The organism is Mesorhizobium sp. M1C.F.Ca.ET.210.01.1.1 (assembly GCF_004791585.1).
Taxonomy (GTDB): domain Bacteria; phylum Pseudomonadota; class Alphaproteobacteria; order Rhizobiales; family Rhizobiaceae; genus Mesorhizobium.
In genome coordinates, this window is sequence record NZ_SRUU01000006.1 from 137,159 (window position 1) to 162,167 (window position 25,009).

Annotated in this window: 21 protein-coding genes; 15 read left to right on the forward strand and 6 right to left on the reverse strand. The window is 65.9% G+C overall.

Annotation, left to right across the window (positions count from 1 at the left end):
* Window positions 1-33: 33 nt before the first annotated feature.
* The 3 genes from EN853_RS09115 to EN853_RS09125 all read right to left on the reverse strand — a co-directional run bounded on the left by EN853_RS09115 (window position 34) and on the right by EN853_RS09125 (window position 2,861).
* Entirely contained in the window at window positions 34-651 is a 618-nt protein-coding gene (locus EN853_RS09115) for an alpha-ketoglutarate-dependent dioxygenase AlkB (RefSeq protein ID WP_127859415.1), read from the reverse strand.
* Between the two features lie 87 nt (window positions 652-738).
* Window positions 739-1,176 carry an alternative ribosome rescue aminoacyl-tRNA hydrolase ArfB gene (gene arfB / locus EN853_RS09120; protein ID WP_127859414.1) on the reverse strand — a complete coding sequence of 146 codons (438 nt, stop codon included), beginning with the start codon at window positions 1,174-1,176 and terminating at the stop codon, window positions 739-741.
* Window positions 1,177-1,250: 74 nt separating this feature from the next.
* Window positions 1,251-2,861 carry a phosphoenolpyruvate carboxykinase gene (locus EN853_RS09125; protein ID WP_127859413.1) on the reverse strand — a complete coding sequence of 537 codons (1,611 nt, stop codon included), beginning with the start codon at window positions 2,859-2,861 and terminating at the stop codon, window positions 1,251-1,253.
* Between the two features lie 342 nt (window positions 2,862-3,203).
* Between EN853_RS09125 and EN853_RS09130 the strand changes: the two genes are divergently transcribed.
* From EN853_RS09130 to EN853_RS35100, 15 genes are all read left to right on the forward strand, one after another.
* The gene (locus EN853_RS09130) at window positions 3,204-3,905 is read left to right on the forward strand and encodes a response regulator transcription factor (RefSeq protein WP_127859412.1); all 702 of its coding nucleotides are present in this window, start codon (window positions 3,204-3,206) and stop codon (window positions 3,903-3,905) included.
* 69 nt (window positions 3,906-3,974) lie between these two features.
* The gene (locus EN853_RS09135; protein WP_127859411.1) at window positions 3,975-5,759 is read left to right on the forward strand and encodes a sensor histidine kinase; all 1,785 of its coding nucleotides are present in this window, start codon (window positions 3,975-3,977) and stop codon (window positions 5,757-5,759) included.
* Between the two features lie 13 nt (window positions 5,760-5,772).
* Window positions 5,773-6,225, forward strand: coding sequence for an HPr kinase/phosphorylase (locus tag EN853_RS09140; protein ID WP_127859410.1), 453 nt, complete (start codon window positions 5,773-5,775; stop codon window positions 6,223-6,225).
* Between the two features lie 164 nt (window positions 6,226-6,389).
* The gene (locus EN853_RS09150; protein WP_067002921.1) at window positions 6,390-6,791 is read left to right on the forward strand and encodes a PTS sugar transporter subunit IIA; all 402 of its coding nucleotides are present in this window, start codon (window positions 6,390-6,392) and stop codon (window positions 6,789-6,791) included.
* A complete protein-coding gene (locus tag EN853_RS09155) occupies window positions 6,788-7,084 on the forward strand; it encodes an HPr family phosphocarrier protein (protein ID WP_127859408.1) in 297 nt (98 codons plus the stop codon). The genes EN853_RS09150 and EN853_RS09155 overlap by 4 nt, the downstream gene beginning before the upstream one ends.
* Before the next feature lie 213 nt (window positions 7,085-7,297).
* The gene (gene ahcY, locus EN853_RS09160) at window positions 7,298-8,698 is read left to right on the forward strand and encodes an adenosylhomocysteinase (RefSeq protein WP_127859407.1); all 1,401 of its coding nucleotides are present in this window, start codon (window positions 7,298-7,300) and stop codon (window positions 8,696-8,698) included.
* A 188-nt stretch (window positions 8,699-8,886) separates the two neighbouring features.
* Window positions 8,887-11,454, forward strand: coding sequence for a PAS domain-containing sensor histidine kinase (locus EN853_RS09165; protein ID WP_127859406.1), 2,568 nt, complete (start codon window positions 8,887-8,889; stop codon window positions 11,452-11,454).
* Window positions 11,455-11,460: 6 nt separating this feature from the next.
* Window positions 11,461-12,972, forward strand: coding sequence for a tRNA (adenosine(37)-N6)-threonylcarbamoyltransferase complex ATPase subunit type 1 TsaE (gene tsaE, locus EN853_RS09170; protein ID WP_127859405.1), 1,512 nt, complete (start codon window positions 11,461-11,463; stop codon window positions 12,970-12,972).
* Window positions 12,969-13,691, forward strand: a complete 723-nt coding sequence (locus EN853_RS09175) for a nucleotidyltransferase family protein (protein ID WP_127859404.1) — start codon at window positions 12,969-12,971, stop codon at window positions 13,689-13,691. Before tsaE ends, EN853_RS09175 begins: the two co-directional genes overlap by 4 nt.
* Complete coding sequence (addB, locus tag EN853_RS09180; protein ID WP_127859403.1) at window positions 13,688-16,807, forward strand: double-strand break repair protein AddB; 3,120 nt, start codon at window positions 13,688-13,690, stop codon at window positions 16,805-16,807. Before EN853_RS09175 ends, addB begins: the two co-directional genes overlap by 4 nt.
* A complete protein-coding gene (gene addA, locus EN853_RS09185; protein WP_127859402.1) occupies window positions 16,804-20,316 on the forward strand; it encodes a double-strand break repair helicase AddA in 3,513 nt (1,170 codons plus the stop codon). Before addB ends, addA begins: the two co-directional genes overlap by 4 nt.
* A 74-nt stretch (window positions 20,317-20,390) precedes the next feature.
* A complete protein-coding gene (trxA, locus tag EN853_RS09190) occupies window positions 20,391-20,714 on the forward strand; it encodes a thioredoxin (RefSeq protein WP_126086537.1) in 324 nt (107 codons plus the stop codon).
* A gap of 131 nt (window positions 20,715-20,845) precedes the next feature.
* Window positions 20,846-21,127 carry a cupin domain-containing protein gene (locus tag EN853_RS09195; protein ID WP_127859401.1) on the forward strand — a complete coding sequence of 94 codons (282 nt, stop codon included), beginning with the start codon at window positions 20,846-20,848 and terminating at the stop codon, window positions 21,125-21,127.
* 54 nt (window positions 21,128-21,181) lie between these two features.
* Window positions 21,182-21,811, forward strand: a complete 630-nt coding sequence (locus EN853_RS09200; RefSeq protein ID WP_245516877.1) for a sulfite exporter TauE/SafE family protein — start codon at window positions 21,182-21,184, stop codon at window positions 21,809-21,811.
* Window positions 21,811-21,945 (forward strand): hypothetical protein, encoded by a 135-nt coding sequence (locus EN853_RS35100; RefSeq protein WP_281062253.1) that lies wholly within the window; start codon window positions 21,811-21,813, stop codon window positions 21,943-21,945. Before EN853_RS09200 ends, EN853_RS35100 begins: the two co-directional genes overlap by 1 nt.
* Window positions 21,946-21,982: 37 nt before the next feature.
* On the opposite strand, the gene EN853_RS09205 is transcribed toward EN853_RS35100, so the two are convergent.
* From EN853_RS09205 to accD, 3 genes are all read right to left on the reverse strand, one after another.
* Entirely contained in the window at window positions 21,983-22,402 is a 420-nt protein-coding gene (locus EN853_RS09205) for a VOC family protein (RefSeq protein WP_127859400.1), read from the reverse strand.
* Between the two features lie 102 nt (window positions 22,403-22,504).
* Window positions 22,505-23,830 carry a folylpolyglutamate synthase/dihydrofolate synthase family protein gene (locus EN853_RS09210; protein WP_127859399.1) on the reverse strand — a complete coding sequence of 442 codons (1,326 nt, stop codon included), beginning with the start codon at window positions 23,828-23,830 and terminating at the stop codon, window positions 22,505-22,507.
* 248 nt (window positions 23,831-24,078) lie between these two features.
* Window positions 24,079-25,005: an acetyl-CoA carboxylase, carboxyltransferase subunit beta gene (gene accD / locus EN853_RS09215; protein WP_127859398.1), complete on the reverse strand. Its 927-nt coding sequence runs from the start codon at window positions 25,003-25,005 to the stop codon at window positions 24,079-24,081.
* Between the last annotated feature and the right edge of the window lie 4 nt (window positions 25,006-25,009).

Consider the following 25,009-nt stretch of genomic DNA (forward strand, 5'->3'; position numbering starts at 1 on the left):
GGAAAACCGTTTCACACTTTTCCTGGAATTGTTCTAGCCCGGCACCGTCACCCGCCGCAGCGTCAGATTGATGCGGCCGCCATTCTTCAACAATGCCGATGTCGCGGGGTAGATGCGGTCGACGCCGTGGAAGGAGAGACGCCCCTCGCCGCCGAGCACGACGACATCGCCGCTTTTCAGCCTGAATGACTTCGTGCCGCCTTCGCGCGTGGTCTGGCCGACCCGGAACAGGCAGTCGTCGCCCAGCGACACCGACACGACCGGCGCGGCGAAATCCTCCTCGTCGCGGTCCTGGTGCAGGCCCATCCTGGCGTCCGCCGAGTAGAAATTGACGAGGCAGGCTTCCGGCGGATGCGCGTAGGCCGAGACCTCGCGCCACACTTTCAGCAACGCCTCGGGAATCGGCGGCCACTGCTGACCTGTCACCGGATGCGTCGGCTGGTAGCGATAGCCGCGCTCGCGGTCGGTCACCCAGCCGAGCGCGCCGCAATTGGTCATGCGCACGCTCATCTCCTTGCCGGTGCGCGGCATGGCCGGCACGTAGAGCGGTGCCGCCTGCACGACGCGCCTGATCTCCTCGACCAGCGCTTCCTGCGCGGCGCGCGGCAGATAGCCCGGCATATGGCGAACGCCCTTGGGCAGAACGAGCATGAGATTCGATCCGATCAATTCGCCCGAGCATGCCATCGATAAGATGGCTCCGCGACCCGAAAGCGGATCCGCCGGCTGATCTCGGCCTCAGTCGCTCTCGACCCGGCCGCGCAGCTTCTTCACCGTCGAGCGCCCGGCCTTGGTCTTGAGGCGCCGCTCGACGGCACCCTTGGACGGCTTCGTCTTCTTGCGCGGCGGCGGAGGCGGCTCGGCCGCCTTGGCGACTAGTGCCGTCAGCCTCGCCCGCGCATCAGCGCGGTTCTGCTCCTGGGTGCGGAAGCGCCCGGCTTCGATGACAATGACGCCATCCTTGGTGGCGCGCTGGCCGGCGAGCCTGATGGCGCGCTCCCGCACCCGCTCCGACAGCCCAGAAGCGTTTGCCGCGTCGAAGCGCAGCTGCACGGCCGTCGCCACCTTGTTGACGTTCTGCCCGCCCGGACCAGACGAGCGGATGAAATCCTCATGCAGGTCACCCGGATGGATGACCGCTTCACTGGCGATGATGATCTTTTCGTCGGCGTTCATACCGCAGTCATGACGCGACAGGCGCGAAAAGAAAAGGCCCGGCCTGGGCCGGGCCATAGCAGTCCCTCTGGCGGTTATTCTGCCGCTTCCTGCAGGCGCGGAGCCGCGCCGAGGATGGCCGCGTCGACATGCGTTTCGAATTTCTCGAAGTTGACGGCGAACATGTTGACCAGCTTTGCGGCCTGCCGGTCGTAGGCCGCCTTGTCGGCCCAGGTCGAGCGCGGATCGAGAATGGCACCGTCGACGCCCGGAACCGCCACCGGGACCTCGAAACCGAAATTGGCGTCGGTGCGGAATTGGGCGCCATTTAGCGAGCCGTCGAGCGCAGCACCCAGCAGGGCGCGCGTCACCTTGATCGGCATGCGGCGGCCGGTGCCGTAGGCGCCGCCGGTCCAGCCGGTGTTGACCAGCCAGCAGTCGACGCCGTGGCCGGCGATGAGCTCGCGCAGCAGCTTGCCGTATTCGGAGGGATGGCGCGGCATGAAGGGCGCGCCGAAACAGGTCGAGAACGTCGCCTCGGGCTCGGTGACGCCCTTCTCGGTGCCTGCGACCTTCGCGGTGTACCCGGACAGGAAGTGGTACATCGCCTGCGCCGGCGTCAGCCTGGCGATCGGCGGCATGACGCCGAAGGCGTCCGCCGTCAGCATGATGATGTTCTTCGGATGGCCGGCGCGACCGGTCCTCGAGGCATTGGGAATGTAATCCAGCGGGTAGGCGCAGCGCGTGTTTTCGGTGAGGCTGCCGTCATCGAAATCCGGCACGCGGCCGGCGTCGAGCACGACATTCTCCAGCACCGTGCCGAAGTGCTGCGTGGTGGCGAAGATCTCCGGCTCCGCCTCGGCCGAGAGCCTGATGGTCTTGGCGTAGCAGCCGCCTTCGAAGTTGAAGATGCCGTGCGGGCCCCAGCCGTGCTCGTCGTCGCCGATCAACGTGCGCGACGGGTCGGCCGACAGCGTCGTCTTGCCGGTTCCGGACAGGCCGAAGAAGACGGCCGCGTCGCCGGCGGGTCCCTCATTGGCCGAGCAATGCATCGGCATCACGCCCTTCTCCGGCAGCAGGTAGTTCAGCATGGTGAACACCGACTTCTTCATCTCGCCGGCATAGGACGTGCCGCCGATCAAAACGATCTTGCGGGTCAGATCGACGGCGATCACCGTCTCGGTGCGTGTGCCGTGGCGAGCCGGGTCGGCGCGGAAGGACGGCAGGTCGATGATCGTCATCTCCGGCACGAAGCGCTCGAGCTCGGCGGCTTGCGGGCGGATCAGAAGATTGCGGATGAACAGCGAATGCCAGGCGAATTCGGTGACGACCCGAACGGGCAGCTTGAGATCGTCGTCGGCGCCGCCGACGAGGTCCTGCACATAGAGATCCCTGGCGGCCGCATGGGCGCGGAAATCAGCGTAGAGCGTCTCGAACTCGGCCGGGGAGATCGCCTTGTTGTTGTCCCACCAGACATGCGGACCGGTGTTGTCGTCGCGCACGACGAACTTGTCCTTCGGCGAGCGGCCGGTGTGCTGGCCGGTCTGGGCAACCAGCGCGCCCTGCGCCGTCAATCTCGCTTCGCCGCGGCGGATCGCTTCCTCGTAGAGTTCGGCGGGGCCGAAATTGTAACGCACCGTGCCCGTGGTTTTCAGGCCGATCGCGTCAATGGCGCAGTCGGGGTTGCGTTTGCCGGCTTCCGACATCAAATTTCCTCTCTGGATTCTGGCCGCGTCTGACCGGTGGATTTCCGGGAGCCGCAAAGGGGACGACAGGTTCAGAAACAGAAAAGGCGAATGATATCAAATCATTAATCGATTTAAAAAATTTGAAAGTTGTTTAAATCGTTTATATGTGCAAAAAATCACAGAGGTTGCCCAAAGGATTGGCAGGCTTCGTTCGTCCAATCCCGGTATGGGTGCGATCGTGTGTAGCGGCCGGCCGCCCGTGACTTCGAACTGGGCCTGTGCCACATTTTGTACCCAATTTGTCCTGCAAAAGCCCCTTCTCGACGACAGAAGGGACCGCTCATGAGGGAGCCGCTTGAAATGGCAACAATCGCGCTTGTCGATGACGACCGCAATATCCTGACTTCGGTGTCGATTGCGCTCGAATCCGAAGGCTACCGCGTCGAAACCTATACGGACGGTGCGTCGGCGCTGGAAGGTCTTGCGGCGCGGCCGCCGAATCTCGCCATCCTCGACATCAAGATGCCGCGCATGGACGGCATGGAACTCTTGCGCCGGATGCGGCAGAAGTCCGACCTGCCGGTGATCTTCCTGACATCGAAGGACGACGAGATCGACGAATTGTTCGGCCTCAAGATGGGCGCCGACGATTTCATCCGCAAACCGTTCTCGCAGCGCCTGCTGGTCGAGCGGGTGCGCGCGGTGCTGCGCCGCACCAGCGCCCGCGAAGCGGCCGCCAAGACGCCCAGCCAGCAGGCCCGCTCGCTCGAACGCGGCCAGCTGGTGATGGACCAGGAGCGGCACACCTGCACCTGGAAGGGCGAGCCGGTGACGCTGACGGTGACCGAGTTCCTGATCCTGCATTCGCTGGCGCAGCGCCCCGGCGTGGTAAAAAGCCGTGATGCGCTGATGGATTCGGCCTATGATGAACAGGTCTATGTCGACGACCGAACCATCGACAGCCACATCAAGCGGCTGCGCAAGAAGTTCAAGGCCGTGGACGACGACTTCGAGATGATCGAAACCTTGTACGGAGTCGGATACCGGTTCCGCGAAGCATGAGTTGATGCGTGTCGCCCAACAGTGCATGGAGGGCGACATGCATAGGAACAGGCCGGGAGCTGCTATTCGATGGCAGTGGACGTAGAGCGAGGCAGGCGGACGGGCGCGGCGAGGCGGCCGTCGCGCATGGTGCCCGCATTCGTGTCGAAGATCACGGTGCCGATGCGCCGGTTTCTCGGCCATCACATCTTCTCCAGCCTGACGCGGCGCATCCTGTTCCTCAACCTGGCCGGCCTCGCCGTGCTGGTCACTGGCATCCTTTACCTCAACACCTTCCGCGACGGACTGATCGACGCCCGCGTCGAAAGCCTGATGACGCAAGGCGAGATCATCGCCGGCGCTATCGCGGCCTCGGCGACGGTCGAGACCGACTCGATCAGCATCGATCCGGAAAAGCTGCTCGAGCTGCAGGCCGGCGAAAGCCTGGGGCCGGGGTCGGACCAGCTCGACAACCTCGACTTCCCGATCAATCCCGAGCGCGTGGCGCCGGTGCTGCGGCGGCTGATCTCGCCGACACGCACGCGCGCCCGCATCTATGACCGCGACGCCAACCTTCTGCTCGATTCGCGGCATCTCTATTCGCGCGGCCAGATCCTGCGCTACGACCTGCCGCCGGTCGACGACGAACAGCCCGACCTCTTGGAGCGCGTCGAGAAATTCGTCTTCGACTTCTTCCGCAACAAGGACCTGCCCGTTTATCACGAGCAGCCCGGCGGCAACGGCGCGGCCTTCCCCGAAGTGGTCAAGGCGCTGACCGGCGGCCCTTCGACCATCGTGCGGGTCAGCGAGCAGGGCGAGCAGATCGTCTCGGTGGCGGTGCCGATCCAGCGCTTCCGCGCCGTGCTCGGCGTGCTGATGCTGTCCACCGAGGGCGGCGACATCGACAAGATCGTCGCGGCCGAACGCAAGGCGATCCTGCGCGTGTTCGGCATCGCGGCCCTCGTCACCGCCATCCTCTCGTTGCTTCTTGCCTCCACCATCGCCAATCCGCTGCGGCGGCTTTCCGCGGCCGCCGTCCGGGTGCGGCGCGGCGTCAAGAGCCGCGAGGAGATCCCCGATTTCTCCGACCGGCAGGACGAGATCGGCAATCTGTCGATCGCCGTGCGCGACATGACCAACGCGCTCTATGCGCGCATCGAGGCGATCGAAAGCTTCGCCGCCGACGTCTCGCACGAGCTCAAGAACCCGCTGACCTCGCTGCGCAGCGCGGTCGAAACGCTGCCGCTGGCCAAGAACGACACCTCACGCGCGCGGCTGATGGAGATCATCCAGCACGATGTGAAGCGGCTCGACCGGCTGATCACCGACATTTCCGACGCGTCCCGTCTCGACGCCGAATTGGCGCGCGAGGATGCCTCGACCGTCGATCTGAAGAAGTTCATCACCGACCTCATCGCGGTCTCGCGCGAGACGACGCGCAACAAGAAGGCGGTCGAGATCGAGCTCAAGGTCGCCAAGCTGCCGCAAGGCGTCAAAGGCTACGTCGTCATCGGCCATGATCTCAGGATCGGCCAGGTCATAACCAACCTGATCGAGAACGCCCGCTCCTTCGTTCCCGAGGGGCACGGCCACATCGCCATCTCGCTGGCGCGCGCCGGCAAGTTCAACATCGTCACCGTCGACGACAACGGCCCGGGCATCAGGGCCGAGAAGATCGACCGCATCTTCGAACGCTTCTACACCGACCGGCCCGCCGGCGAGGCCTTCGGCCAGAATTCCGGCCTCGGCCTGTCGATCAGCCGCCAGATCGTCGAGGCGCATGGCGGCACGCTGACGGCGGAGAACATCCCCGGCACCAAGCCCGGCGAGATCAAGGGCGCGCGCTTCGTGGTGACGCTGCCGGCCGAAGGCTGATCAAGATACGATCATGCCCGGTCCTGCTGAAAACATCCACGGAACGGCGATCCTCATCGGCGAGCGCGGCGTCCTCATCACCGGGCCGTCCGGCGCCGGCAAGACGACGCTGGCGCTGACGCTCATCGATCATTGCCGGGCGCGCGGGCTGTTTTCGCGCCTGATCAGCGACGACAGGCTGCTTGCCGCCGCGCATGGCGGGCGGCTGGTCTGCCGGGCGCCCGCCATCATCGCCGGCCTCGCCGAAGTGCCGGGCTTCATGCCGCGACCGCTGCCGTTCGAGCCGGGCGGCGTGATCGACCTGCATATCCGGCTGGTGCCGAAGGCAGAGATGGCCCGTTTCCAGGAAGAGATCAGCGAGCCGGTCGCGGGCTGCCCGGTGCCCCGCGTCGATCTTGCCGAGCGCAATGCCGTCACAGCATTGCCGGCCGTGATGGCGCGGCTGTCGATCCTGCCTTTTTCGTGATCCGGTCCGGCTTTTTTGCTGCAATGCGTCAAAATGGCCCAGGCCGTCGCAATTTTGGGCTTGTCAACCGGCCGTGCGTCGACAAGATAGCGCTCCCGCCGCCTGGAATGGCCGGCGAACATAAGATACGCCTGTAAAGCGGCGATGACGGGAGCCACCAACGAATGATCGGACTCGTGCTTGTGACGCACGGTCAACTCGCCACCGAGTTCCGGCATGCCGTAGAACATGTGGTGGGGCCACAGGACAATTTCGAAACGGTCGCGATCGGCGCCGACGACGACATGGAGAAGCGTCGGGCCGACATCGTCGACGCGGTGGCGCGCGTCGACACCGGGGCCGGCGTCATCGTGCTCACCGACATGTTCGGCGGCACGCCGTCCAACCTCGCCATCTCCGTCATGGAATCCGGCCGCACCGAGGTCATCGCCGGCATGAACCTGCCGATGCTGATCAAGCTCTCCTCGGTCCGCAAGGGCGACAACATGGCCGCCGCGCTCGACGAGGCGCAGGCCGCCGGCCGCAAATACATCAACGTCGCCAGCCAGCTTCTGAGCAGCAAATGAACGCACTGTCGCCGGACAAGGACGAGGTCGTGCGGGAGTTCCCCATCGTCAACCAGCGCGGCCTGCATGCCCGCGCCTCGGCCAAGTTCGTCCAGGTCGCCAGCGGTTTCGACGCCACCATCCATGTCGAGAAGGACGGGGTGAAGGTCGGCGGCACATCGATCATGGGCCTGATGATGCTGGCGGCAAGCCCCGGCTATTCGATCCGCGTCACCGCCATCGGCCCGCAGGCCGGCCCGGCGATGGACGCGCTGGAGCAGCTGGTCGCCTCTCGGTTCGGCGAGGAAATCTGAACTTCTTGTTTTGGTGCATGTCGTTATCCCAAAACCGCAACACGCTTTTGAGCGACATGCGCCACGTCACCAAAGACATGCGCGCATAAAGATTTCTTTATATCCCATTGTCGTTTGGCGACCGATCTGCTAGTCAGGCCGGCAATCCGCGCCCCTCCATGCGCCGTCCCGGCGCCGGCGCGCTTTTTGAGACAATCACACCGGAGCACTGCCATGACGGGTAGCAAGGACTTTGTGGTCGCCGACATTTCGCTTGCCGGATGGGGCCGCAAGGAGATCGAGATCGCCGAAACCGAAATGCCGGGCCTGATGGCCTGCCGCGAGGAGTTCGGCGACAAGAAGCCGCTCAAGGGCGCGCGCATCACCGGCTCTCTGCACATGACGATCCAGACGGCGGTTCTGATCGAGACGCTGAAGGCGCTGGGTGCCGATATCCGCTGGGCCTCCTGCAACATCTTCTCGACCCAGGACCATGCCGCCGCGGCGATCGCCGAGGCCGGCATTCCGGTGTTCGCCATCAAGGGCGAGACGCTCGAGGACTATTGGGACTACACCGACCGGATCTTCCAGTGGGCCGACGGCGGCACCTCCAACATGATCCTCGACGATGGCGGCGACGCCACCATGTACATCCTGCTCGGCGCGCGCGCCGAGGCCGGCGAGGACGTGCTGTCCAATCCCGGCAGCGAAGAGGAAGAGATCCTGTTCGCCCAGATCAAGAAGCGCATGAAGGCCTCGCCCGGCTTCTTCGCCAAGCAGAGGGAAGCGATCCGCGGTGTCACCGAGGAGACGACCACCGGCGTCAACCGTCTCTACCAGTTGCAGAAGAAGGGCCTGCTGCCCTTCCCGGCGATCAACGTCAACGATTCCGTCACCAAGTCGAAGTTCGACAACAAATACGGCTGCAAGGAATCGCTGGTCGACGGCATCCGCCGCGGCACTGACACGATGATGGCCGGCAAGGTCGCCGTGGTCTGCGGTTACGGCGACGTCGGCAAGGGCTCGTCGGCCTCGCTGCGCGGCGCCGGCGCCCGCGTCAAGGTCACCGAAGTCGACCCGATCTGCGCGCTTCAGGCGGCCATGGACGGCTATGAGGTGGTGACGCTGGAAGACGCCGCACCCACGGCCGACATCGTCATCACCACCACCGGCAACAAGGACGTCGTCACGCTCGACCATATGCGGGCGATGAAGGACATGGTGATCGTCGGCAATATCGGCCACTTCGACAACGAGATCCAGGTGGCCTCGCTGCGCAACCTCAAATGGACCAACGTCAAGCCGCAGGTGGACATGATCACCTTCCCGGACGGCAAGCGGATGATCCTGCTGTCCGAAGGACGCCTGCTCAATCTCGGCAACGCTACCGGGCATCCGAGCTTCGTCATGTCGGCCTCCTTCACCAACCAGGTGCTGGCGCAGATCGAGCTTTTCACCAAGCACGGCCAGTACCAGAACCAGGTCTACGTGCTGCCGAAGCACCTCGACGAGAAGGTGGCGCGGCTGCATCTCGACAAGCTTGGCGCCAAGCTCACCGAGCTGTCGGGCGAACAGGCCGCCTATATCGGCGTGACGCCGCAGGGTCCGTACAAGCCGGAACACTACCGCTATTAACCAAAGCTAAAATATCTACAATATATTGAAGCCGGGCGTTGACTTTCCGCCCGGCTTCATTTTTTGCGCCCGTGATTCTTCACGCCGATTCCTGCAGGCGTTATTGTTGTGATTCGCGGTCCGGGGACAGTTGGGCCGGGGACGCATTCAGGGCGGTCTTGCATTCAAGCGGCGAAGAGGACCAAGACATGCCGGGGGAAAACCCGCCACGAGCGGGAAAGGCCGTTTCCGGCGGCCACGAGGATTCGATCGGTACCGGCTCCGTCGCGTCAGGCGGCGGTTTTCCGTGGCGCGCCGCCGCTCGCCTCGGCGCACTGCTCGCCACCTCCACACTTGCCGGCCCGCTGCTTGGTCTTGCCGCGCATGCCGACACCGGCATCACGCAAAGGATGGCCCCGGCGGTCAGCACCGTCGAGGTGATGCAGCTCGCCATGTTCGTCGGCGTCATGGGCGCGGCGCTCGTCTCGGCCATCTTCCTGATCCGCGAGCGGGCACGGACGGCATCGCAAAATGTCGAGCTGAGGGCGCGCATCGCCGACGTGAACGCGGCCCTGCAGCGTTCCGAGGCCCTGCTCAATTTGCGCGACCAGCGCGTCGTCGTCTGGACATCCGAGAACAAGAAGCCGGAGCTGATCGGCAGCCTGCCGCTCGAAAGCGGCGCGCCGGACGAGAGGTCCGCCTTCCTCGCCTTCGGCCGCTGGCTGATGCCGCGCTCCGCCGCGGCGCTCGAGAACGCCATAGCGGCGCTCCGCGACCAGGCGAAGGCCTTCGACCTCGTCATCGAAACGCAGGCGGGCATGCCGTTGGAAGTGCACGGCCGCAAGAGCGCCGCACATGTGCTGGTCCGTTTCGTGTCACTGTCGGAAACGCTGCGCAGCCAGGCTCGATTGAAGATCGAAAACCAGCGGCTCGGCGCCGATTACGACACCATGCTCGGCCTGCTCGACGCGCTGAAGATGCCGACATGGTTGCGCGCGGCCGACGGGCGGCTGAAATGGGTCAACCGCGCTTATGCCGAGGCAGTGGAAGCGGAAAGCGCGGAAGCCGCCGTGCGCGAGGCGAAGGAGTTCCTCGGCGGCCAGGCGCGTGAGCAGATCGCCGAGCAGCACAAGTCGAGCCCTGTCTTTGAGCAGAATTTGTCGACGGTGATCGAGGGTGACCGCCGGATGTTTTCGGTCACCGACTTCGCCAGCACCGACAGCTCGGCGGGACTAGCCTGCGACATCAGCGCGATCGAGACGATCCGCGCCGAATACGAGCGGACCGTGCGCAGCCATGCCGACACGCTCGACCAGCTCAACACGGCTGTGGCGATCTTCGACACGGACGAAAAGCTGCGCTTCTTCAACCAGGCATTCCAGAAGCTGTGGGGCCTCGACAGCGGCTTCCTGCACAGCGCGCCCGACAATGCGCTGCTGCTCGACCGGCTGCGCAGCGAAGGCAAGATCGCCGAGCAGCCGGAGTGGCGGCGCTGGAAGGAGAACCTGCTCGGCGCCTATCGCGCCGTGGAATCGCAGGAGCATTGGTGGCACCTGCCGGACGGCAAGACGATCCGCGTGGTGGCCAACCCGCAGCCCAAGGGCGGCGTGACCTGGGTGTTCGAGAACCTGACCGAGAAGATCGATCTTGAAAGCCGCTACCGGACCGCGGTGCGCGTGCAGGGCGAGACGCTGGACAATCTGGCGGAAGGCGTGGCGGTGTTCGGGCCGGACGGACGGCTTCGCCTGTCCAACCCCGCCTTCGTGGCGCTGTGGGGGCTTGAGCCGGATGCGATCAAGCCCAACGTGCATGTCTCGGCGATCCGCGACCTTTGCGACCGGCGCGCTGCCGACAGCCCGTGGGGCGGCTTCGTCGCCGCCATCACCGGCTTCGACGACGAACGACGCGACCGCCACGGCCAGACCGAGCTCGTCAACGGCACCGTGCTGAGCTATGCCGTGATCCACCTGCCCAACGGCCAGGTGATGATGACCTTCGTCGACGTCACCGACACCGTCAATGTCGAGCGGGCGCTGAAGGACAGGAACGAGGCGCTTGAGAAATCCGACCAGTTGAAGAACGAGTTCGTGCAGCACGTCTCCTACGAGCTGCGCTCGCCGCTGACCAACATCATCGGCTTCACCGAGCTTCTGTCGCTGCCGGCGACGGGACCGCTGACGCCGAAGCAGCGCGAATATGTCGAGCATGTCGGCTCGTCGTCCTCGGTGCTGCTGACCATCGTCAACGACATACTGGACCTGGCGACGGTCGACGCCGGCATCATGCAGCTCGACATTTCGGAGATGAGCATCGACCGAACCATCGCGGCGGCGGCCGAGCTCGTCGCCGACCGGCTGGAGGAACACTCGATCAAGCTAAGGATAGACGCCGCAGCGGCGCCGAAGAGCTTCCATGGCGACGAGACCCGTGTTCGCCAGATCCTCTACAATCTGTTGAGCAACGCCGCGAACTACGCGCCGGAGGCGAGCACCATCACGCTCACTTGCCGCCAGCTTGCCGAAGGGGTTGAATTCTCCGTGCATGACGACGGGCCCGGCATGCCGCCGGACGTGCTGGAATCGGTCTTCCGCCGCTTCGAGCCGCGCGCCAATGGCGGCCGCCGGCGGGGCGCCGGGCTGGGGCTGTCGATCGTCAAAAGCTTCGTCGAGTTGCACGGCGGAACGGTGCGCATCGAAACCGGCATGGATAAGGGAACGACGGTCATCTGCACCTTCCCCGACACGCCCTCCGGCGGCATCCGCGAAGCGGCCGAGTAACGCGCTTTGGCAGAGACTGTTCTGGAACGTTTTCTCGCCGACGAGGCGGCGACGGCTAGGCTTGGCGAAGACCTCGCCATGGCGCTGCGCGCCGGCGACGCGATCGCGCTCAAAGGCGATCTCGGCGCCGGCAAGTCGACGCTCGCCCGAGCGCTGATCCGGGCGCTCGCCGACGACGCCAACCTCGAAGTGCCGAGCCCCACCTTCACGCTGGTGCAGAGCTACGAGACGCGGGTGCCGGTCCACCATTTCGACCTCTATCGCCTCTCCTCGCCGGACGAGCTCGACGAGCTCGGCCTCGACGACGCGCTGGCCCAGGGCGCGGCGCTGATCGAATGGCCGGAACGCGCCGGGGATCGGCTGCCGCGGAATGCGCTTTGGGTCGAACTCGCCGAACACGGCGAAGGCCGGATCGCGAAGCTCTCCGGGCAAGGGGCGGCATTCGAGCGCGTGGCGCGCTCGCTCGCCATGCGCGACTTTCTGGCCGCCGCCGGCTGGGGCGAGGCGAGCCGCCGGCATTTCGTCGGCGATGCGTCCGCCCGCTCCTACGAGATCGTCTCGCTGCCCGGCCAGGCGCCGCGCGTGCTGATGAACTCGCCGCGTCTCGTGCTCGGTCCGCCGGTGCGCGACGGCAAGCCCTATGCGGTGATCGCCCACACGGCGCAATCCGTCACGGCCTTCGTCGCCATCGACCGGGCGCTGCTTGCCGCCGGCGTCAGCGTGCCGGTGATCAATGCGCAGGATCTCGACCAGGGTTTTCTGCTGCTCGAACATCTGGGCTCCGAGGGTTTCCTCGGCAGCGACGGCCAGCCGATCGCCGAACGCTATGAAGCGGCGGCGGAACTGCTCTCCATGATGCACGGCAAGGCCTGGCCAAACCCCATGGAAGCAGCGCCGGGCGCGTTCCACGAGGTGCCGCCCTTCGACCGCGACGCCATGCTGATCGAGGCCGACCTTCTGGTCGACTGGTATGTGCCGTGGATCACGGGCAAGCCGGCAAACGATGAATTGCGCGCCGGCTACCACAAGGAATGGAACGCAGTGCTCGACCGGCTCTCGGGCAGCGAATACACGCTGATGCTGCGCGACTTCCATTCGCCCAACATCATCTGGCGCGGCGAGCGCTCCGGCCTCGACCGGCTCGGCATCGTCGACGTGCAGGACGCGCTGATCGGCCCGGCGGCCTATGACGTCGCTTCTTTGGCCATGGATGCGCGCGTCACCGTCTCGACCGAGATCGAGCGGCGGACGGTGGCGGCCTATGTCGCCGCGCGGCGCGCGGCCGGCGCTTTCGACGACGCCGGCTTTGCCGAGGCCTACGCGATCATGGCGGCGCAGCGCAATTCGAAGATCCTCGGCATCTTCGTGCGGCTCGAAAAGCGCGACGGCAAGCCTTACTATCTGAAGCACCTGCCGCGCATCCGCGACTATCTGAGGCGGGCGCTAGCGCATCCGGCGCTCGGCAGCCTGAAGGAATTCTACGTGGCCCACGGCCTGCTGGAGGAACGCTCGCCATGAAGCCGAAGACCGCGATGGTGCTTGCGGCCGGGCTCGGCAAGCGCATGCGGCCGATCACCGACACGATACCGAAACCGCTGGTGAAGATCGCCGGCAAGACCTTGCTCGACTGGGGGCTGGACAGCCTGGAAGCCGCCGGGGTCAGAGAGGCGGTCGTCAACGTGCATTATCTGCCGGAGCAGATCATCGCCCATGTCACCGGCCGGCGCGCGCCGAAGATCGTCATCTCCGACGAGCGCGAGGCCCTGCTGGAGTCGGCGGGCGGCATCGTCAAGGCGCTGCCGCTTTTGGGCAATGAGCCCTTCTACATCATCAACGCCGACACCTTCTGGATCGACAGCGGCGAGCCAAGCCTCGAACGGCTTGCCCTTGCATGGGACGCCGCCAGAATGGATATTCTGCTGATGCTCACCGATCTCGACTCAGCGACCGGGCACTGCGTCGGCACCGATTTCCTGGTCGCGCCGGACGGCGCGTTGCGGCGCTCGAAGGGCGATCCGACCGGCCTCATCTATGCCGGCGCCGCGATCATCCATCCGCGCATTTTCAAGGGCGCCTCGACGGGTTCACATTCCCTCAACGTTTATTTCGACAAGGCGATCGCCGCCGGCCGCCTGTTCGGGATGGCGATGAGAGGCCGCTGGATCACCGTCGGCACGCCAGACGCCATTCCGGCGGCCGAAGCGGCGGTCGCCGGCGCGCTCGCGAAAGCGGTATGAGCGGCTCGCGCCGCGTCTTTTCCATCCCGCCCGGAGCGCCGTTCCTGCCGACGCTGGCCGAGGCGTTGCTCGATGGCCGCCTGATCCCCGGCTTCCGCTTCGACGGCGACCCGCTGGCGCTGGCCGACGCCACCATCTACGTGCCGACGCGGCGCGCGGCGCGTGCATTGCGCGGCGTCTTCGTCGAGGTGCTCGGACGTCGCTCGGCCATCCTGCCGACGGTGCGTCCGCTCGGCGAATTCGACGAGGATGAAGCAGCCTTTGACGCTGAGGCGGCACCGGCAATAGACCTCGCGCCGCCGATCGCGGCGCAGGAGCGGCTGCTGTTGCTGGCGCCGCTGGTGCGTGCCTGGAAGGAGAGCCTTCCGGCGCATGTCAGGGAGCGGTTCAACGAGGAATTCGTCGTGCCGACCTCAGCCGCCGACGCCATCTGGCTGGCGCGCGACCTCGCCCGGCTGATGGACGAGATCGAGACCGAGGGCACGGATTGGGCCACGCTTGCCACGCTGGTTACCGGAAACCTCGCCGGCTGGTGGCAGGTGACGCTCGATTTCCTCGGCATCGTCACCGACAACTGGCCGGAGCTGCTGAAAGAGCGCAACCGCTCCAATCCAGCGGCGCACCGCAGCACGCTGATCCGGCTGGAGGCGGGGCGGCTGAAGCGCAATCCGCCGGCCGGACCGGTGATCGCCGCCGGCTCGACCGGCTCCATTCCCGCGACCGCCGAGCTGCTCGGCGTCATCGCCGCCCTGCCCAACGGCGCCGTCGTGCTGCCCGGCCTCGACCCTGAGCTGGATGACGCATCCTTCGCCGCGATAACGGCGCCCGGCGCGCGCCCTGCGACGCTCGGCCACCCGCAATACGGCCTGGCGAAACTCATCGGCGGCATCGGCGTGCCGCGCCGCGATGTCGAGGAGATCGGCGCGGCGGCGCGGCCGCTTGCATTGCGCGCCGCCCTTGTCGGCGAGGCGCTGCGGCCGGCCGAGACCACCGAGCGCTGGACCGAGACGCGGCCACGTTTCTCGGCCAACGACGTCGAGCAGGCACTGGCCGGCGTGACGCTGGTGGAAGCCGCCAACGAGCGCGACGAGGCCGTTGCGATCGCGATTGCGCTGAAGCGCGCCGTGGAATTGCCCGGCAGGCGCGCGGCGCTCGTCACCGGCGATCGGGCGCTGGCGCGGCGGGTCTCGGCCGAGTTGCTGCGTTTTGGCGTCGTCGCCGACGATTCCGGCGGCACGCCGCTCGCCAACACGCCGGCGGCCAGCCTGCTCAGGCTGGCGCTGAACGCTGCGTTCCGGCCCGGCGATCCGGTGGGTCTGTTGTCGCTGCTCAAGCATCCGCTGCTTGGCCTCGGCCTCGATCGCCAGGTCATGCGCCGGGCCGCCGAACTTGTGGAACTGGTGGCGCTGCGCGGCGGAACGGGCCGGCCAGACATTGCCACGCTCGGCGCGCTTTTCGAGGCGCGGCTCGCCGGTCTCGGCGGCGACAGCCGTCCGCCGTTCTGGTTCCCGCGCCTCACCGTGCGCGGTATCGAGCAGGCACGCGATGTGCTTGGCCGTCTTGCCGATGCGCTCTCCCGGGTTACGGCGATGCGCGAAGACAAGGATGCCGATATCGCGACCTTGACGCGGGCGAGCGTCGCGGCGCTGGAAGGTCTTGGCCGATCGGCCGACGGCAGCCTGACTGAACTCTATGCCGGCGATGCCGGCGAAAAGCTGGCTGAGCTGCTGCGCGGACTGGTCGCCGTATCCTCGCCCTTCACCTTCGCGGCAGACGAATGGCCCGACGTGATGGAGGCGCTGATCGCGCCGGAGACGGTCAAACCGGCGCAAGGCACCGACCGCAACATCGCCATCTGGGGCGCGCTGGAGGCCCGCCTGCAAGGTGTCGACACGCTCGTCATCGGCGGCCTCAACGAAGGGGTGTGGCCACGCAAGCCCGAGAGCGACCGCTTCATGTCGCGGCTGATGAAGACCGGCATCGACCTCGAGCCGCCCGAACGGCGTATCGGCCTCGCCGCGCATGATTTCCAGATGGCGATGGGCTCTGAAACGGTGGTGCTGACGCGCTCGGCGCGATCCGGCGACGCGCCGGCGGTGCCGTCGCGCTGGCTGCAGCGCATCCTCACGTTCATCGGCAAGGATCCGGCGACGGCCATCAGCCGGCGCGGCGATGCCTTGCTCGGCTGGGCCAGAGCGCTCGACGCCGGCGACAGGAAGGACTTCGCGGCGCGCCCGCAGCCGAAGCCGCCGCTGCGGCTCAGGCCGCAGCATTTCTCCGTCACCGAGATCGAGACGCTACGCCGCGATCCCTATGCGATCTATGCCAGGCGCATTCTGAGCCTGATGCCGCTAGACCCGGTGATCCGCGATCCGGGCGCCGCCGAGCGCGGCACGCTGTTCCACGAAATCCTGCATCTGTTCTCGCGAAGGGTCGAGGATCCAAGAACGCCGGGCGCACTGGCAAGCCTGATCGAAGCCGGCCGTATCTGCTTCGCCGACGCAGCGCTGCCGCCCGACATCGAAGCGGTGTGGTGGCCGCGTTTCGAAAAGCTCGCGGAAAACATCATCGAATGGGAGCATACCCGCGCCGAGGCCGTCGCCAGGCGCTATGCCGAGGAGCGCGCCGAAAGAACCGTCGTCGGACTCACCGGCGTCACGCTCTCCGGCTATGCCGACCGCGTCGACCTGCTCGCCGGCGGCATGGCCGATATCCTCGACTACAAGACAGGTTCCTCGCCCTCGAAGGCGCAGGCGCACACGCTTCTGTCGCCGCAGCTCGCGCTTGAAGGCGCGCTTCTGCGGCGCGGCGCATTCAAGGAGCTCGGGATTTGCGAGCCTTCGCAGCTTGCCTTCGTGCGGCTGAAGCCGAACGGCGAGGTGTTCGAGGAATCGATCCTGGAATACAACCGCAAGCCGAAAACCGCCAACGAGCTTGCCGAAGAGGCCTGGGCGCGGCTTGAGCGGCTGCTGTTCCATTATGCGGATCCTGCGACCGGCTATCTGTCGCGGGCGCTGCCGTTCCGCGAGGGCGAGGCCGACGGCGACTACGACCATCTAGCCCGCGTGCTCGAATGGTCGGCCGGCGGCGCAAGCGAGGACGAGGCGGAAGGATGAAATATCCGATCCCCTCCGACACCGCCGCCAGCCAGGCGCGCGCCTCCGATCCGCAGAATTCCGCCTGGGTGTCGGCCAATGCCGGCTCGGGCAAGACGCATGTGCTGGCGCAGCGCGTCATCCGGCTTCTGCTCAACGGCACCGATCCGTCGAAGATCCTGTGCCTCACCTATACCCGCGCCGCCGCCGCCAACATGTCGAACCGGGTGTTCTCGACGCTGTCGGAATGGACCGCGCTGCCCGATGCCGAGCTTGCGGTGAGGATCGCGGCGCTCGACGACCGCGACGCCGACCGCGACACAATGCGCCGTGCGCGCCGGCTGTTCGCCGAGGCGCTGGAGACGCCGGGCGGGCTGAAGATCCAGACCATCCACGCCTTCTGCGAATCGGTGCTGCACCAGTTCCCGCTGGAAGCCAACATTCCCGCGCATTTCGAGATGCTCGACCCGCAGATGGAGGCCTCGCTGTTCGCCGATGCCCGCCGCGACATGATTTCGGGCGCGGGTGCCGGCGTCGAAGGCCTGGCGGAAGCCTTCGCCACAGTGCTGGAGCGCGGCGGCGAGTTCGGGCTCGACATGCTGCTGTCGGAGATCGTCGGCAAGCGCGACGCGTTGCGTCGCTTTATCGCCAGGCTCGGCAGAAGCCGGGATTTCCGGCCGCTCTTCGCCGAATTCGGCTTCAGGCCCGGACAGGCGGCCGAGGACATCGCCGCCTCCGTCTGGCCGCTGCCGGGCTTCGCGCCCGGTCAGTTCGCCGAATTCGCCCGTGCCGCCGAGGCTGCCGATGCGCGGCAAGTTCTGAACAACGTGCTGCCTTACGCGCAGAGCGCCTTTGCCGAGGCTGATCCGATCCGGCGGCTGCGGCTTCTCGCCAAGGCATTCCTGCGCTCCGACGGCGACCCTTACGATCCTCCTAAAGTCTTCAAGAAGGCCCTGGTCGACCGGCTGCCCGACCTGCCCGAGCGCTATCTGGCGGCGGCCAAGGCGATCCTCGACGTGTCGGACCGGCTGGCGCTGTTCCGCATGCTGGAAGGGACGGCGGCGGCGCTCACCGTCGCCGGCTGGCTGATCGAGCGCTATGAGCGACTGAAGCGCAGCCGCGGCTTCCTCGACTTCAATGACCTGATCACCCGCACCGTCAGCCTGCTGTCGCGGCCGGACGCCGGGCCGTGGGTGCAGTTCAAGCTCGACCAGGGCATCGACCACATCCTGCTCGACGAGGCGCAGGACACCAGCCCGGACCAGTGGGAGGTGGTGAAGAAGCTGACGGAGGAGTTCTTCGCCGGGCTCGGCCAGCGCGAGGCGGTCAAGCGCACGGTGTTCGCCGTCGGCGACGAGAAGCAGTCGATCTATTCCTTCCAGGGCGCGGCGCCCGATTCCTTTGCCGAAAGCCGGCTCCTGTTTGCGGGCCGCGTGCGCGACGCCGAAGCCTCCTTCGCCGATCTGAAACTCACCTGGTCGTTCCGCTCCAGCGACGATGTGCTGGCCGCCGTTGACCGCGTCTTCGCCGAGCCGGCCGTGCGGCGCGGCATCAGCCACGACCCCGATCCGCTCAGCCACAAGGCGATCCGCAACGATGCGCCGGGCTATGTCGAGGTATGGCCATCGATCGGCGCAGAAATGGTCGAGGAGCCGGACGACTGGACCTTGCCGGTCAACCACGCCAGCGCGCCGGCCGTGCGCGTGGCGGAGCATGTCGCCACGACCATCCAGAACTGGCTGCGGAACGGCGAGGTCATCGAAGGCAAAGGCCGGGAACTGACGGCCGGCGACATCCTCGTGCTGGTGCGCAAGCGCGACCGCTTTGTCCATGCGCTGTCGCGCAGCCTCAAGAACCGGCAGATCCCGGTCGCCGGCGCCGACCGGTTGAGCCTGCCCGGCCATATCGCGGTGCAGGACCTGATCGCGCTTGGCCATTTTTTGATCCAGCCGGAGGATGACCTGTCCCTGGCCGCCGTGCTGCGCAGCCCGATCTTCGAGGTCTCCGAGGAGACCTTGCTGGCGCTCGCCGGCGAGAGACCGAAGGACCAGTCGCTGATCGCCTCGCTCCGGCAACATGCGGCCGGGGACGAGGCCCTGGCGGCAATCGTTAGCCGGCTTGATTCCTGGGCGAACGAAGTCGCCTTCAAGCCGGTGTTCGAATTCTACGCCGCGGCGCTTTCGCGCGACGGCCTGCGCCGCAAGATGACGGCGCGGCTCGGACCGGAGGCGGGCGACATCCTCGACGAATTCCTGAGCTTTTGCCTGGCCGAGGAGCGCACCGGCCTGCCGGGACTCGAATCCTTCCTCTCGACGCTCGAGAACAGCGGCCCCGAGATCAAGCGCGAGATGGACCAGACCCGCGACGAGGTACGCGTCATGACCGTGCATGCGGCCAAAGGCCTGGAAGCGCCGGTCGTCTTCCTGGTCGATGGCGGTTCGGCGCCGTTCAGCGACCAGCATCTGCCCAGGCTGATGGCCTTCGAGAGCTCGGGCGCGCAGTGGAGGGGCAAGGGCTATCTGTGGCGCTCGGCAAGTGACGTCGCCAACGGCGTTTCGCGGGCGGCCTCGGCGCGGGCGCGCGAGCTTGCCGACGACGAATACAGGCGGCTGCTCTATGTCGGCATGACGCGCGCCGAGGACCGGCTGATCGTCTGCGGCTATCACGGCAAGCGCGCGCCAAGCACCGGCACCTGGCATTCGATCGTCAGCCGGGCGCTGCTCGGCGCGCCGGAAAGTGCAGAGCGCCGGCACCCGGCGGCGGCCGAGGTGGCCGTGCACCGTTTCCACATGACCAAGCTGCCGCCGCTGGCGCTCACCCCGGCGCGCGAGACGGCCCTGTTCGAGCAGGTAGCGCCGCTACCGGACGGCCTGTTCCGGCCATTGCCGCCCTATGAGGACCTGCCGCGGCCGCTCTCGCCCTCCGGTGCCTCGGCGTTGATCGACGAAGCGAACGAAACCCTGCCCGACACACGCTCGCCGGTTCTCGATGCGGAGGCCGAACCCGGCTTTGCCGTCATGCGCGGGCTGGCGCTGCACAAATTGCTGCAGATGCTGCCGGGGATCGCCGAGCACGAAAGGCGCAATGCTGCGGAGCGCTATCTGGCGCGCGCCGGCGCCAATTGGCTGGCCGAAGAGCGCGGCAAGGCGCTGGAAGCGGTGCTCTCGATTCTCTCCGACGGCCGGTTCGGCGATCTGTTCACGCCCTCGTCGCGCGCCGAAATCGCGGTCATGGGCAGCCTGGAGGTGAAGGGCAAGCTGCGCTCCATCTCCGGCAAGATCGACCGGCTGGCCGTCACAGCGGAAAAGGTCTCGATCATCGACTACAAGACCAACCGTCCGGCGCCGGCCAGCCTCGCCGAGGTGCCGCCGGCTTATGTGCTCCAGCTTGCGCTCTACCGCGCGCTGCTGAAGCCACTCTATCCCGGCCGCGAGGTGACGGCTGCGCTGCTCTTCACCGAGGCGCCCAGGCTGATCGAGCTGCCGGCCAGGGCCATGGACGATGCCCTTGCCCGACTCACGGGAGCGTGACACAAGAACTGCTTGAACATCGCCGCTACAACCACCACATTTGGTGCAACCCGAGTTTTCGAAAGGATTTCAGCATGGCCACCGTCAAGGTCGACAAGGGGAATTTCCAGGCCGATGTGCTCAACGCCAAGGAGCCGGTCGTGGTGGATTTCTGGGCGGAATGGTGCGGCCCGTGCAAGATGATCGGCCCGTCGCTGGAAGAGATCGCAAACGAGCTGGGCTCCAAGGTCAAGGTCGCCAAGCTCAACATCGACGAGAATCCCGAGTTGGCCGCGCAGTATGGTGTGCGCTCGATCCCGACGCTGATGATCTTCAAGGGCGGCGAGGTGGCCGACATGAAGGTGGGCGCCGCGCCGAAGACCGCGTTGTCGCACTGGATCAACGGCAGCCTTGCCTGAGCCAAGCCAGAAGATTTCAAGATCGAGCCCGGCCGTCGCGCCGGGCTTTTTCTTTGGCGTTATCGCTGACAGCGTCCTGGCCCTGACGTGATGGCGTTCCATCGCCTTCTCTACGAGAAAGGGAGAAGCCCATGACCGGAACAGCCAAGGCCACCGTCTTCATCGACAATGAGCGGGTCATCGTCACCGAGTACCGCTTCGCACCGGGCGCCAACACCGGCTGGCACCGCCATGGCCACGACTACGTCGTGGTGCCGCTGATGGACGGCAAGGTGAAGCTGGTGACCAAGGACGGCGAATCCTTCGCCGAGATGAAGAAGGGCGCGCCCTATTTCCGCAAGGAAGGCGTCGAGCACGACGTCATCAACGCCAATGAGGGTGAATACGCCTTCATCGAGATCGAGCTGAAGTAGGCTTGCCGTGGTTGCCGGCTTGCACGGTTCCATCCCGGCGTCGTGCAGGATGTCATGGGTGTAGCACCTGTCGTCGCCTTTGCCGGCCTTGCGGCGGTCGCCGCTTATGTCCAGACCCTGACGGGTTTCGCCTTCGGTCTGGTGATGATGGGCGCGATCGCGCTTGTCGGCCTGCTGCCGCTCCCGGACGCAGCCGCGATGGTCGGCATGCTGACCTTGGTCAACGCAACGCAAATGCTGATCCAGGGCGGCTGGCGCGAGGTTGCGCAGCGCGAGCTGCGGCTGATCCTGATCGCAAGCCTGCCTTCGCTGTTCCTGGGTTATGCCGTGTTGGAATGGCTGGCGGACACGCGGGCCGATCTGCTGAAAGTCGGATTTGGCCTAGTCATCATGATGTCCAGCCTGCAACTGGCAATCAGGCCTGCCGGCTTGGCAAAACGGTCGTCGGACGCGAGTTTCGTCGGCTTCGGCGTCATTTCGGGCCTGATGAGCGGGCTGTTCGCGACTGGTGGCCCGCCGCTCGTCTATCATCTCTTTCGCCAGCCAATGCCGCACGAACGCGTACGGAAACGCTGGTTACCGCCTTCGGCGCTGCGCAGGTGGTTCGGCTCATCCTCGTGGCCGCAAGCGGCAACCTGCCGACCATGTCGCCTATCGCGCTCGTCCTCGCCATACCGGCTGTAATGCTGATGACCTATGCGGCGCGCCGCTGGCCGCCGTCATTGTCGCAAGGGACGATGCGAAAGATCGTCTTTGTCCTGCTTTTCCTGTCGGGCCTTTCGCTGGCGCTGCCCGCCGCGATGCATCTTGCTGCCTAAACGTCAAATTGCTCACGTCGGCGACGTGCCGCTCCGATCACCAGTCGGCGATACGGTCGCCGCCGGCGAACTGCGCGCTCTGGTCCGTGTATTCGAACAGCTCGATCTTCACACCGTTCGGATCCTTGATCCACGCCTGGTAGGTGTCGTCGCAGGCGAGCTTCTTCGGCGCCACTTCGACGCCTTTCGACCGGATATGGGCAATCGCGGCATCGATGTCTTCCACCTCCAGGCAGAAATGGTTGATCTGGTTCGCCTCGCTGTAGCGGGCCTCGCTCTTCTCGAACACCTCGACATGGCTGCGACCGCCGCAGTCGAGGTAGAAGCCGAAAATCCTGCCGTCGCGCAGGAAGTTGAACCTGGTGTCCATGCCGAGCACCTCGCGGTAGAAGCTGCGCGTCGCGTCCAGGTCATGCGCGAAGATGCAGACATGGGCGAGTTGCTTCACTTTGATCATGGACATTCCTTTCGGCCCCCGCCGAAATCCGCTGCGCGATCCCGAACTCGCTTCCTGCGCAACTCCGGGCGGAAAACCGCTACGCACTTTTCCTGGAATTGCTTAAGTCGGCGGCGTGCCGTTCTCGTCCAGCACCGCGCCGGCGAAATAGAGCGAGCCGCCGATCAGGATGCGCGGCGCCGGGCCATCCCAGCTGTCGCGCAAGAGCATCAGCGCGCTGGCGACCGAGCTGACCGGCTCGGCCGACAGGCCGGCTTCGGTGGCGCGCAGCGCCAGCTCGTCATTCGGCACGCCGGCATCGCTCATGCTCACCGGCACCGTGTAGACATGTCGGGCGAGCCCCTTGAAGGCACTGAAATAGCCGGTCTGGTCCTTGGTGTTGATCATGCCGGAAATGAGGACCAGCGGCCGCGGGTTCTTCTCCTCCTGCTCGGCCAGCGCTTCTGCGATGACGACGCCGGCGCCAGGATTGTGGCCGCCGTCGAGCCAGATGTCGGCGCCCTTGGGCGCCAGGTCCACCAGCTTGCCCTGCGTCAGCTTCTGCATCCGGGCCGGCCAGGCAACATGAGCCATCGCCCGTTCGGCGGCGCGGTGACCGATCTCGAAGCCGGCCGCCTTGACCGCGGCGATGGCCGCGGCGGCATTGGCGAATTGATGGCGTCCGGGCAGGCGCGGCAGCGGCAGGTCCATCAGCCCGTCCTCGTCCTGATAGACCATGCGGCCGTTCTCCTCGAAGGCAAGGAAGTCCTGGCCGTAGACGACGGTCGGGCAATCCAGCCGCTCGGCCGTCTCGATCAGCACCTCGAGCGCCGTCTCGCTTTCCTGCGCGCCAATCACCACCGGGCAGCCGCGCTTCATGATGCCGGCCTTTTCGGCCGCGATCAGCTCGACGCGGTCGCCGAGATAGGCTTCGTGATCCATCGATATCGGCATGATCACCGAGACGGCGGGCCGCGCGACGACATTGGTGGCGTCGAAGCGGCCGCCGAGGCCGACCTCGATGATCGCGGCTTCGGCCGGATGCTCGGAAAACAAGATGAAGGTGACGGCGGTCAGGATCTCGAAGACGGTGATCTTCTGGCCCTGGTTGGCTTTGGCGACGCGCGCGATGGCCTCGGCAAAGACCTGGTCGTCGACAAGCTTGCCGCCGCCTTCGGCGGCCAGCCGATAGCGCTCATGCCAGTTCACCAGATGCGGCGAGGTGTGCACGTGGACGAGGTGGCCCGCCGCCTCCAGCAGCGCCCGCGAGAAGGCGGCGCAGGAGCCCTTGCCGTTGGTGCCGGCGATATGGATGACCGGCGGCAGCCGGTCCTGCGGATTGCCCAGACGCTCGAGCAGCCGGGTGATGCGGTCCAGCGAAAGGTCGAAGCCTTTCGGGTGGAGCGTCATCAGATGTTCGATTTCGCGGTCGGCGGCGAGTGTGGTCATGGCGGAATCCTAGAGCATTTGCGGCGAAAGAACAGGATCGCCTTCAATGCTCTACCATTTTTGTTCTTGCGCAATTCCGGACGCAAAACCGCTGCGCACTTTTGCTGGAATTGCTCTGGCGCATGACCTCGAAAACCGGAAATCGGTTTTCGGAACGGATGATGCGCAAATCAAACAGCTACCGCGCACCACAGCTGGCGCGCAATCGCGGTTCGCGGCGAACGATGTCGCGTCAAGCCGATATCGCGTCAGGCTTGCGGCCGCGCCTCGGCATTGACAACCGCCGGCGGCAGGATCTCCGCCTCAGCCGGCTTCTCGGCCGCCGGGACCTTGAGCAGCATCTTCAACAGCCTGGCGACGGTGGGGCGCATCTCCAGACGCGAGACCACCATGTCGACCATGCCGTGCTCCATCAGGTATTCGGAGCGCTGGAAGCCGTCCGGCAGTTTTTCCCGAATGGTCTGCTCGATCACGCGCGGGCCGGCAAAGCCGATCAGCGCGCCGGGCTCGGCAATATGGACGTCGCCAAGCATGGCATAGGACGCGGTGACGCCGCCGGTGGTCGGGTTGGTGAGCACGACGATGTAGGGCAGGCCGGCTTCCTTCAGCCGGTCGACGCCGACGGTGGTGCGCGGCAGCTGCATCAGCGAAAGGATGCCTTCCTGCATGCGGGCGCCGCCGGAGGCGGCGAACAGGATCAGCGGCCGCCTGCGCTGCAGGGCAACCTCGAAAGCATGCACGATGGCATCGCCCGCCGCCATGCCGAGCGAGCCGCCCATGAAGGCGAAATCCTGCACCGTGACGATGACCGGCAGGCCTTCGATGGTGCCGGCGGCGTTGAGGATTGCATCTTCGAGGCCGGTCTTGGCCTTCGCCTCTTTCAGGCGATCGGTGTAGCGCTTCTCGTCGCGGAACTTCAGCGGATCCTGGACGACCTTGGGGTTCTCCAGCGTCTCGTATTTGCCGTCGTCGAAGAAGTATTTCAGCCGCTCCCTGGCCGAGATCTTCATGTGATGGCCGGAGGACGGGATGACGAACTGGTTGGATTCGAGATCCTTGTGGAAGATCATCTCGCCCGTCTCGGGATCCTTGATCCAGAGGTTTTCCGGCATGTCGGTGCGCCGGCCGAGCATCGAATTGATCTTCGGGCGAACGTAGTTCGTGATCCAGTTCATCGCT

What these genes read in the sequence shown, in the direction of transcription:
- EN853_RS09135 (WP_127859411.1), top strand. Translation starts at nt 3,975, where the DNA reads ATGGCAGTGGACGTAGAGCGAGGCAGGCGGACGGGCGCGGCGAGGCGG.
- addA (WP_127859402.1), top strand. Translation starts at nt 16,804, where the DNA reads ATGAAATATCCGATCCCCTCCGACACCGCCGCCAGCCAGGCGCGCGCC.
- EN853_RS09205 (WP_127859400.1), bottom strand. Translation starts at nt 22,402, where the DNA reads ATGATCAAAGTGAAGCAACTCGCCCATGTCTGCATCTTCGCGCATGAC.
- EN853_RS09150 (WP_067002921.1), top strand. Translation starts at nt 6,390, where the DNA reads ATGATCGGACTCGTGCTTGTGACGCACGGTCAACTCGCCACCGAGTTC.
- EN853_RS09200 (WP_245516877.1), top strand. Translation starts at nt 21,182, where the DNA reads ATGGGTGTAGCACCTGTCGTCGCCTTTGCCGGCCTTGCGGCGGTCGCC.
- ahcY (WP_127859407.1), top strand. Translation starts at nt 7,298, where the DNA reads ATGACGGGTAGCAAGGACTTTGTGGTCGCCGACATTTCGCTTGCCGGA.
- EN853_RS09140 (WP_127859410.1), top strand. Translation starts at nt 5,773, where the DNA reads ATGCCCGGTCCTGCTGAAAACATCCACGGAACGGCGATCCTCATCGGC.
- addB (WP_127859403.1), top strand. Translation starts at nt 13,688, where the DNA reads ATGAGCGGCTCGCGCCGCGTCTTTTCCATCCCGCCCGGAGCGCCGTTC.
- arfB (WP_127859414.1), bottom strand. Translation starts at nt 1,176, where the DNA reads ATGAACGCCGACGAAAAGATCATCATCGCCAGTGAAGCGGTCATCCAT.
- trxA (WP_126086537.1), top strand. Translation starts at nt 20,391, where the DNA reads ATGGCCACCGTCAAGGTCGACAAGGGGAATTTCCAGGCCGATGTGCTC.
- EN853_RS09210 (WP_127859399.1), bottom strand. Translation starts at nt 23,830, where the DNA reads ATGACCACACTCGCCGCCGACCGCGAAATCGAACATCTGATGACGCTC.
- EN853_RS09175 (WP_127859404.1), top strand. Translation starts at nt 12,969, where the DNA reads ATGAAGCCGAAGACCGCGATGGTGCTTGCGGCCGGGCTCGGCAAGCGC.
- EN853_RS09130 (WP_127859412.1), top strand. Translation starts at nt 3,204, where the DNA reads ATGGCAACAATCGCGCTTGTCGATGACGACCGCAATATCCTGACTTCG.
- EN853_RS09115 (WP_127859415.1), bottom strand. Translation starts at nt 651, where the DNA reads ATGCTCGTTCTGCCCAAGGGCGTTCGCCATATGCCGGGCTATCTGCCG.
- EN853_RS09125 (WP_127859413.1), bottom strand. Translation starts at nt 2,861, where the DNA reads ATGTCGGAAGCCGGCAAACGCAACCCCGACTGCGCCATTGACGCGATC.
- EN853_RS35100 (WP_281062253.1), top strand. Translation starts at nt 21,811, where the DNA reads ATGCTGATGACCTATGCGGCGCGCCGCTGGCCGCCGTCATTGTCGCAA.
- EN853_RS09165 (WP_127859406.1), top strand. Translation starts at nt 8,887, where the DNA reads ATGCCGGGGGAAAACCCGCCACGAGCGGGAAAGGCCGTTTCCGGCGGC.
- EN853_RS09155 (WP_127859408.1), top strand. Translation starts at nt 6,788, where the DNA reads ATGAACGCACTGTCGCCGGACAAGGACGAGGTCGTGCGGGAGTTCCCC.
- EN853_RS09195 (WP_127859401.1), top strand. Translation starts at nt 20,846, where the DNA reads ATGACCGGAACAGCCAAGGCCACCGTCTTCATCGACAATGAGCGGGTC.
- accD (WP_127859398.1), bottom strand. Translation starts at nt 25,005, where the DNA reads ATGAACTGGATCACGAACTACGTTCGCCCGAAGATCAATTCGATGCTC.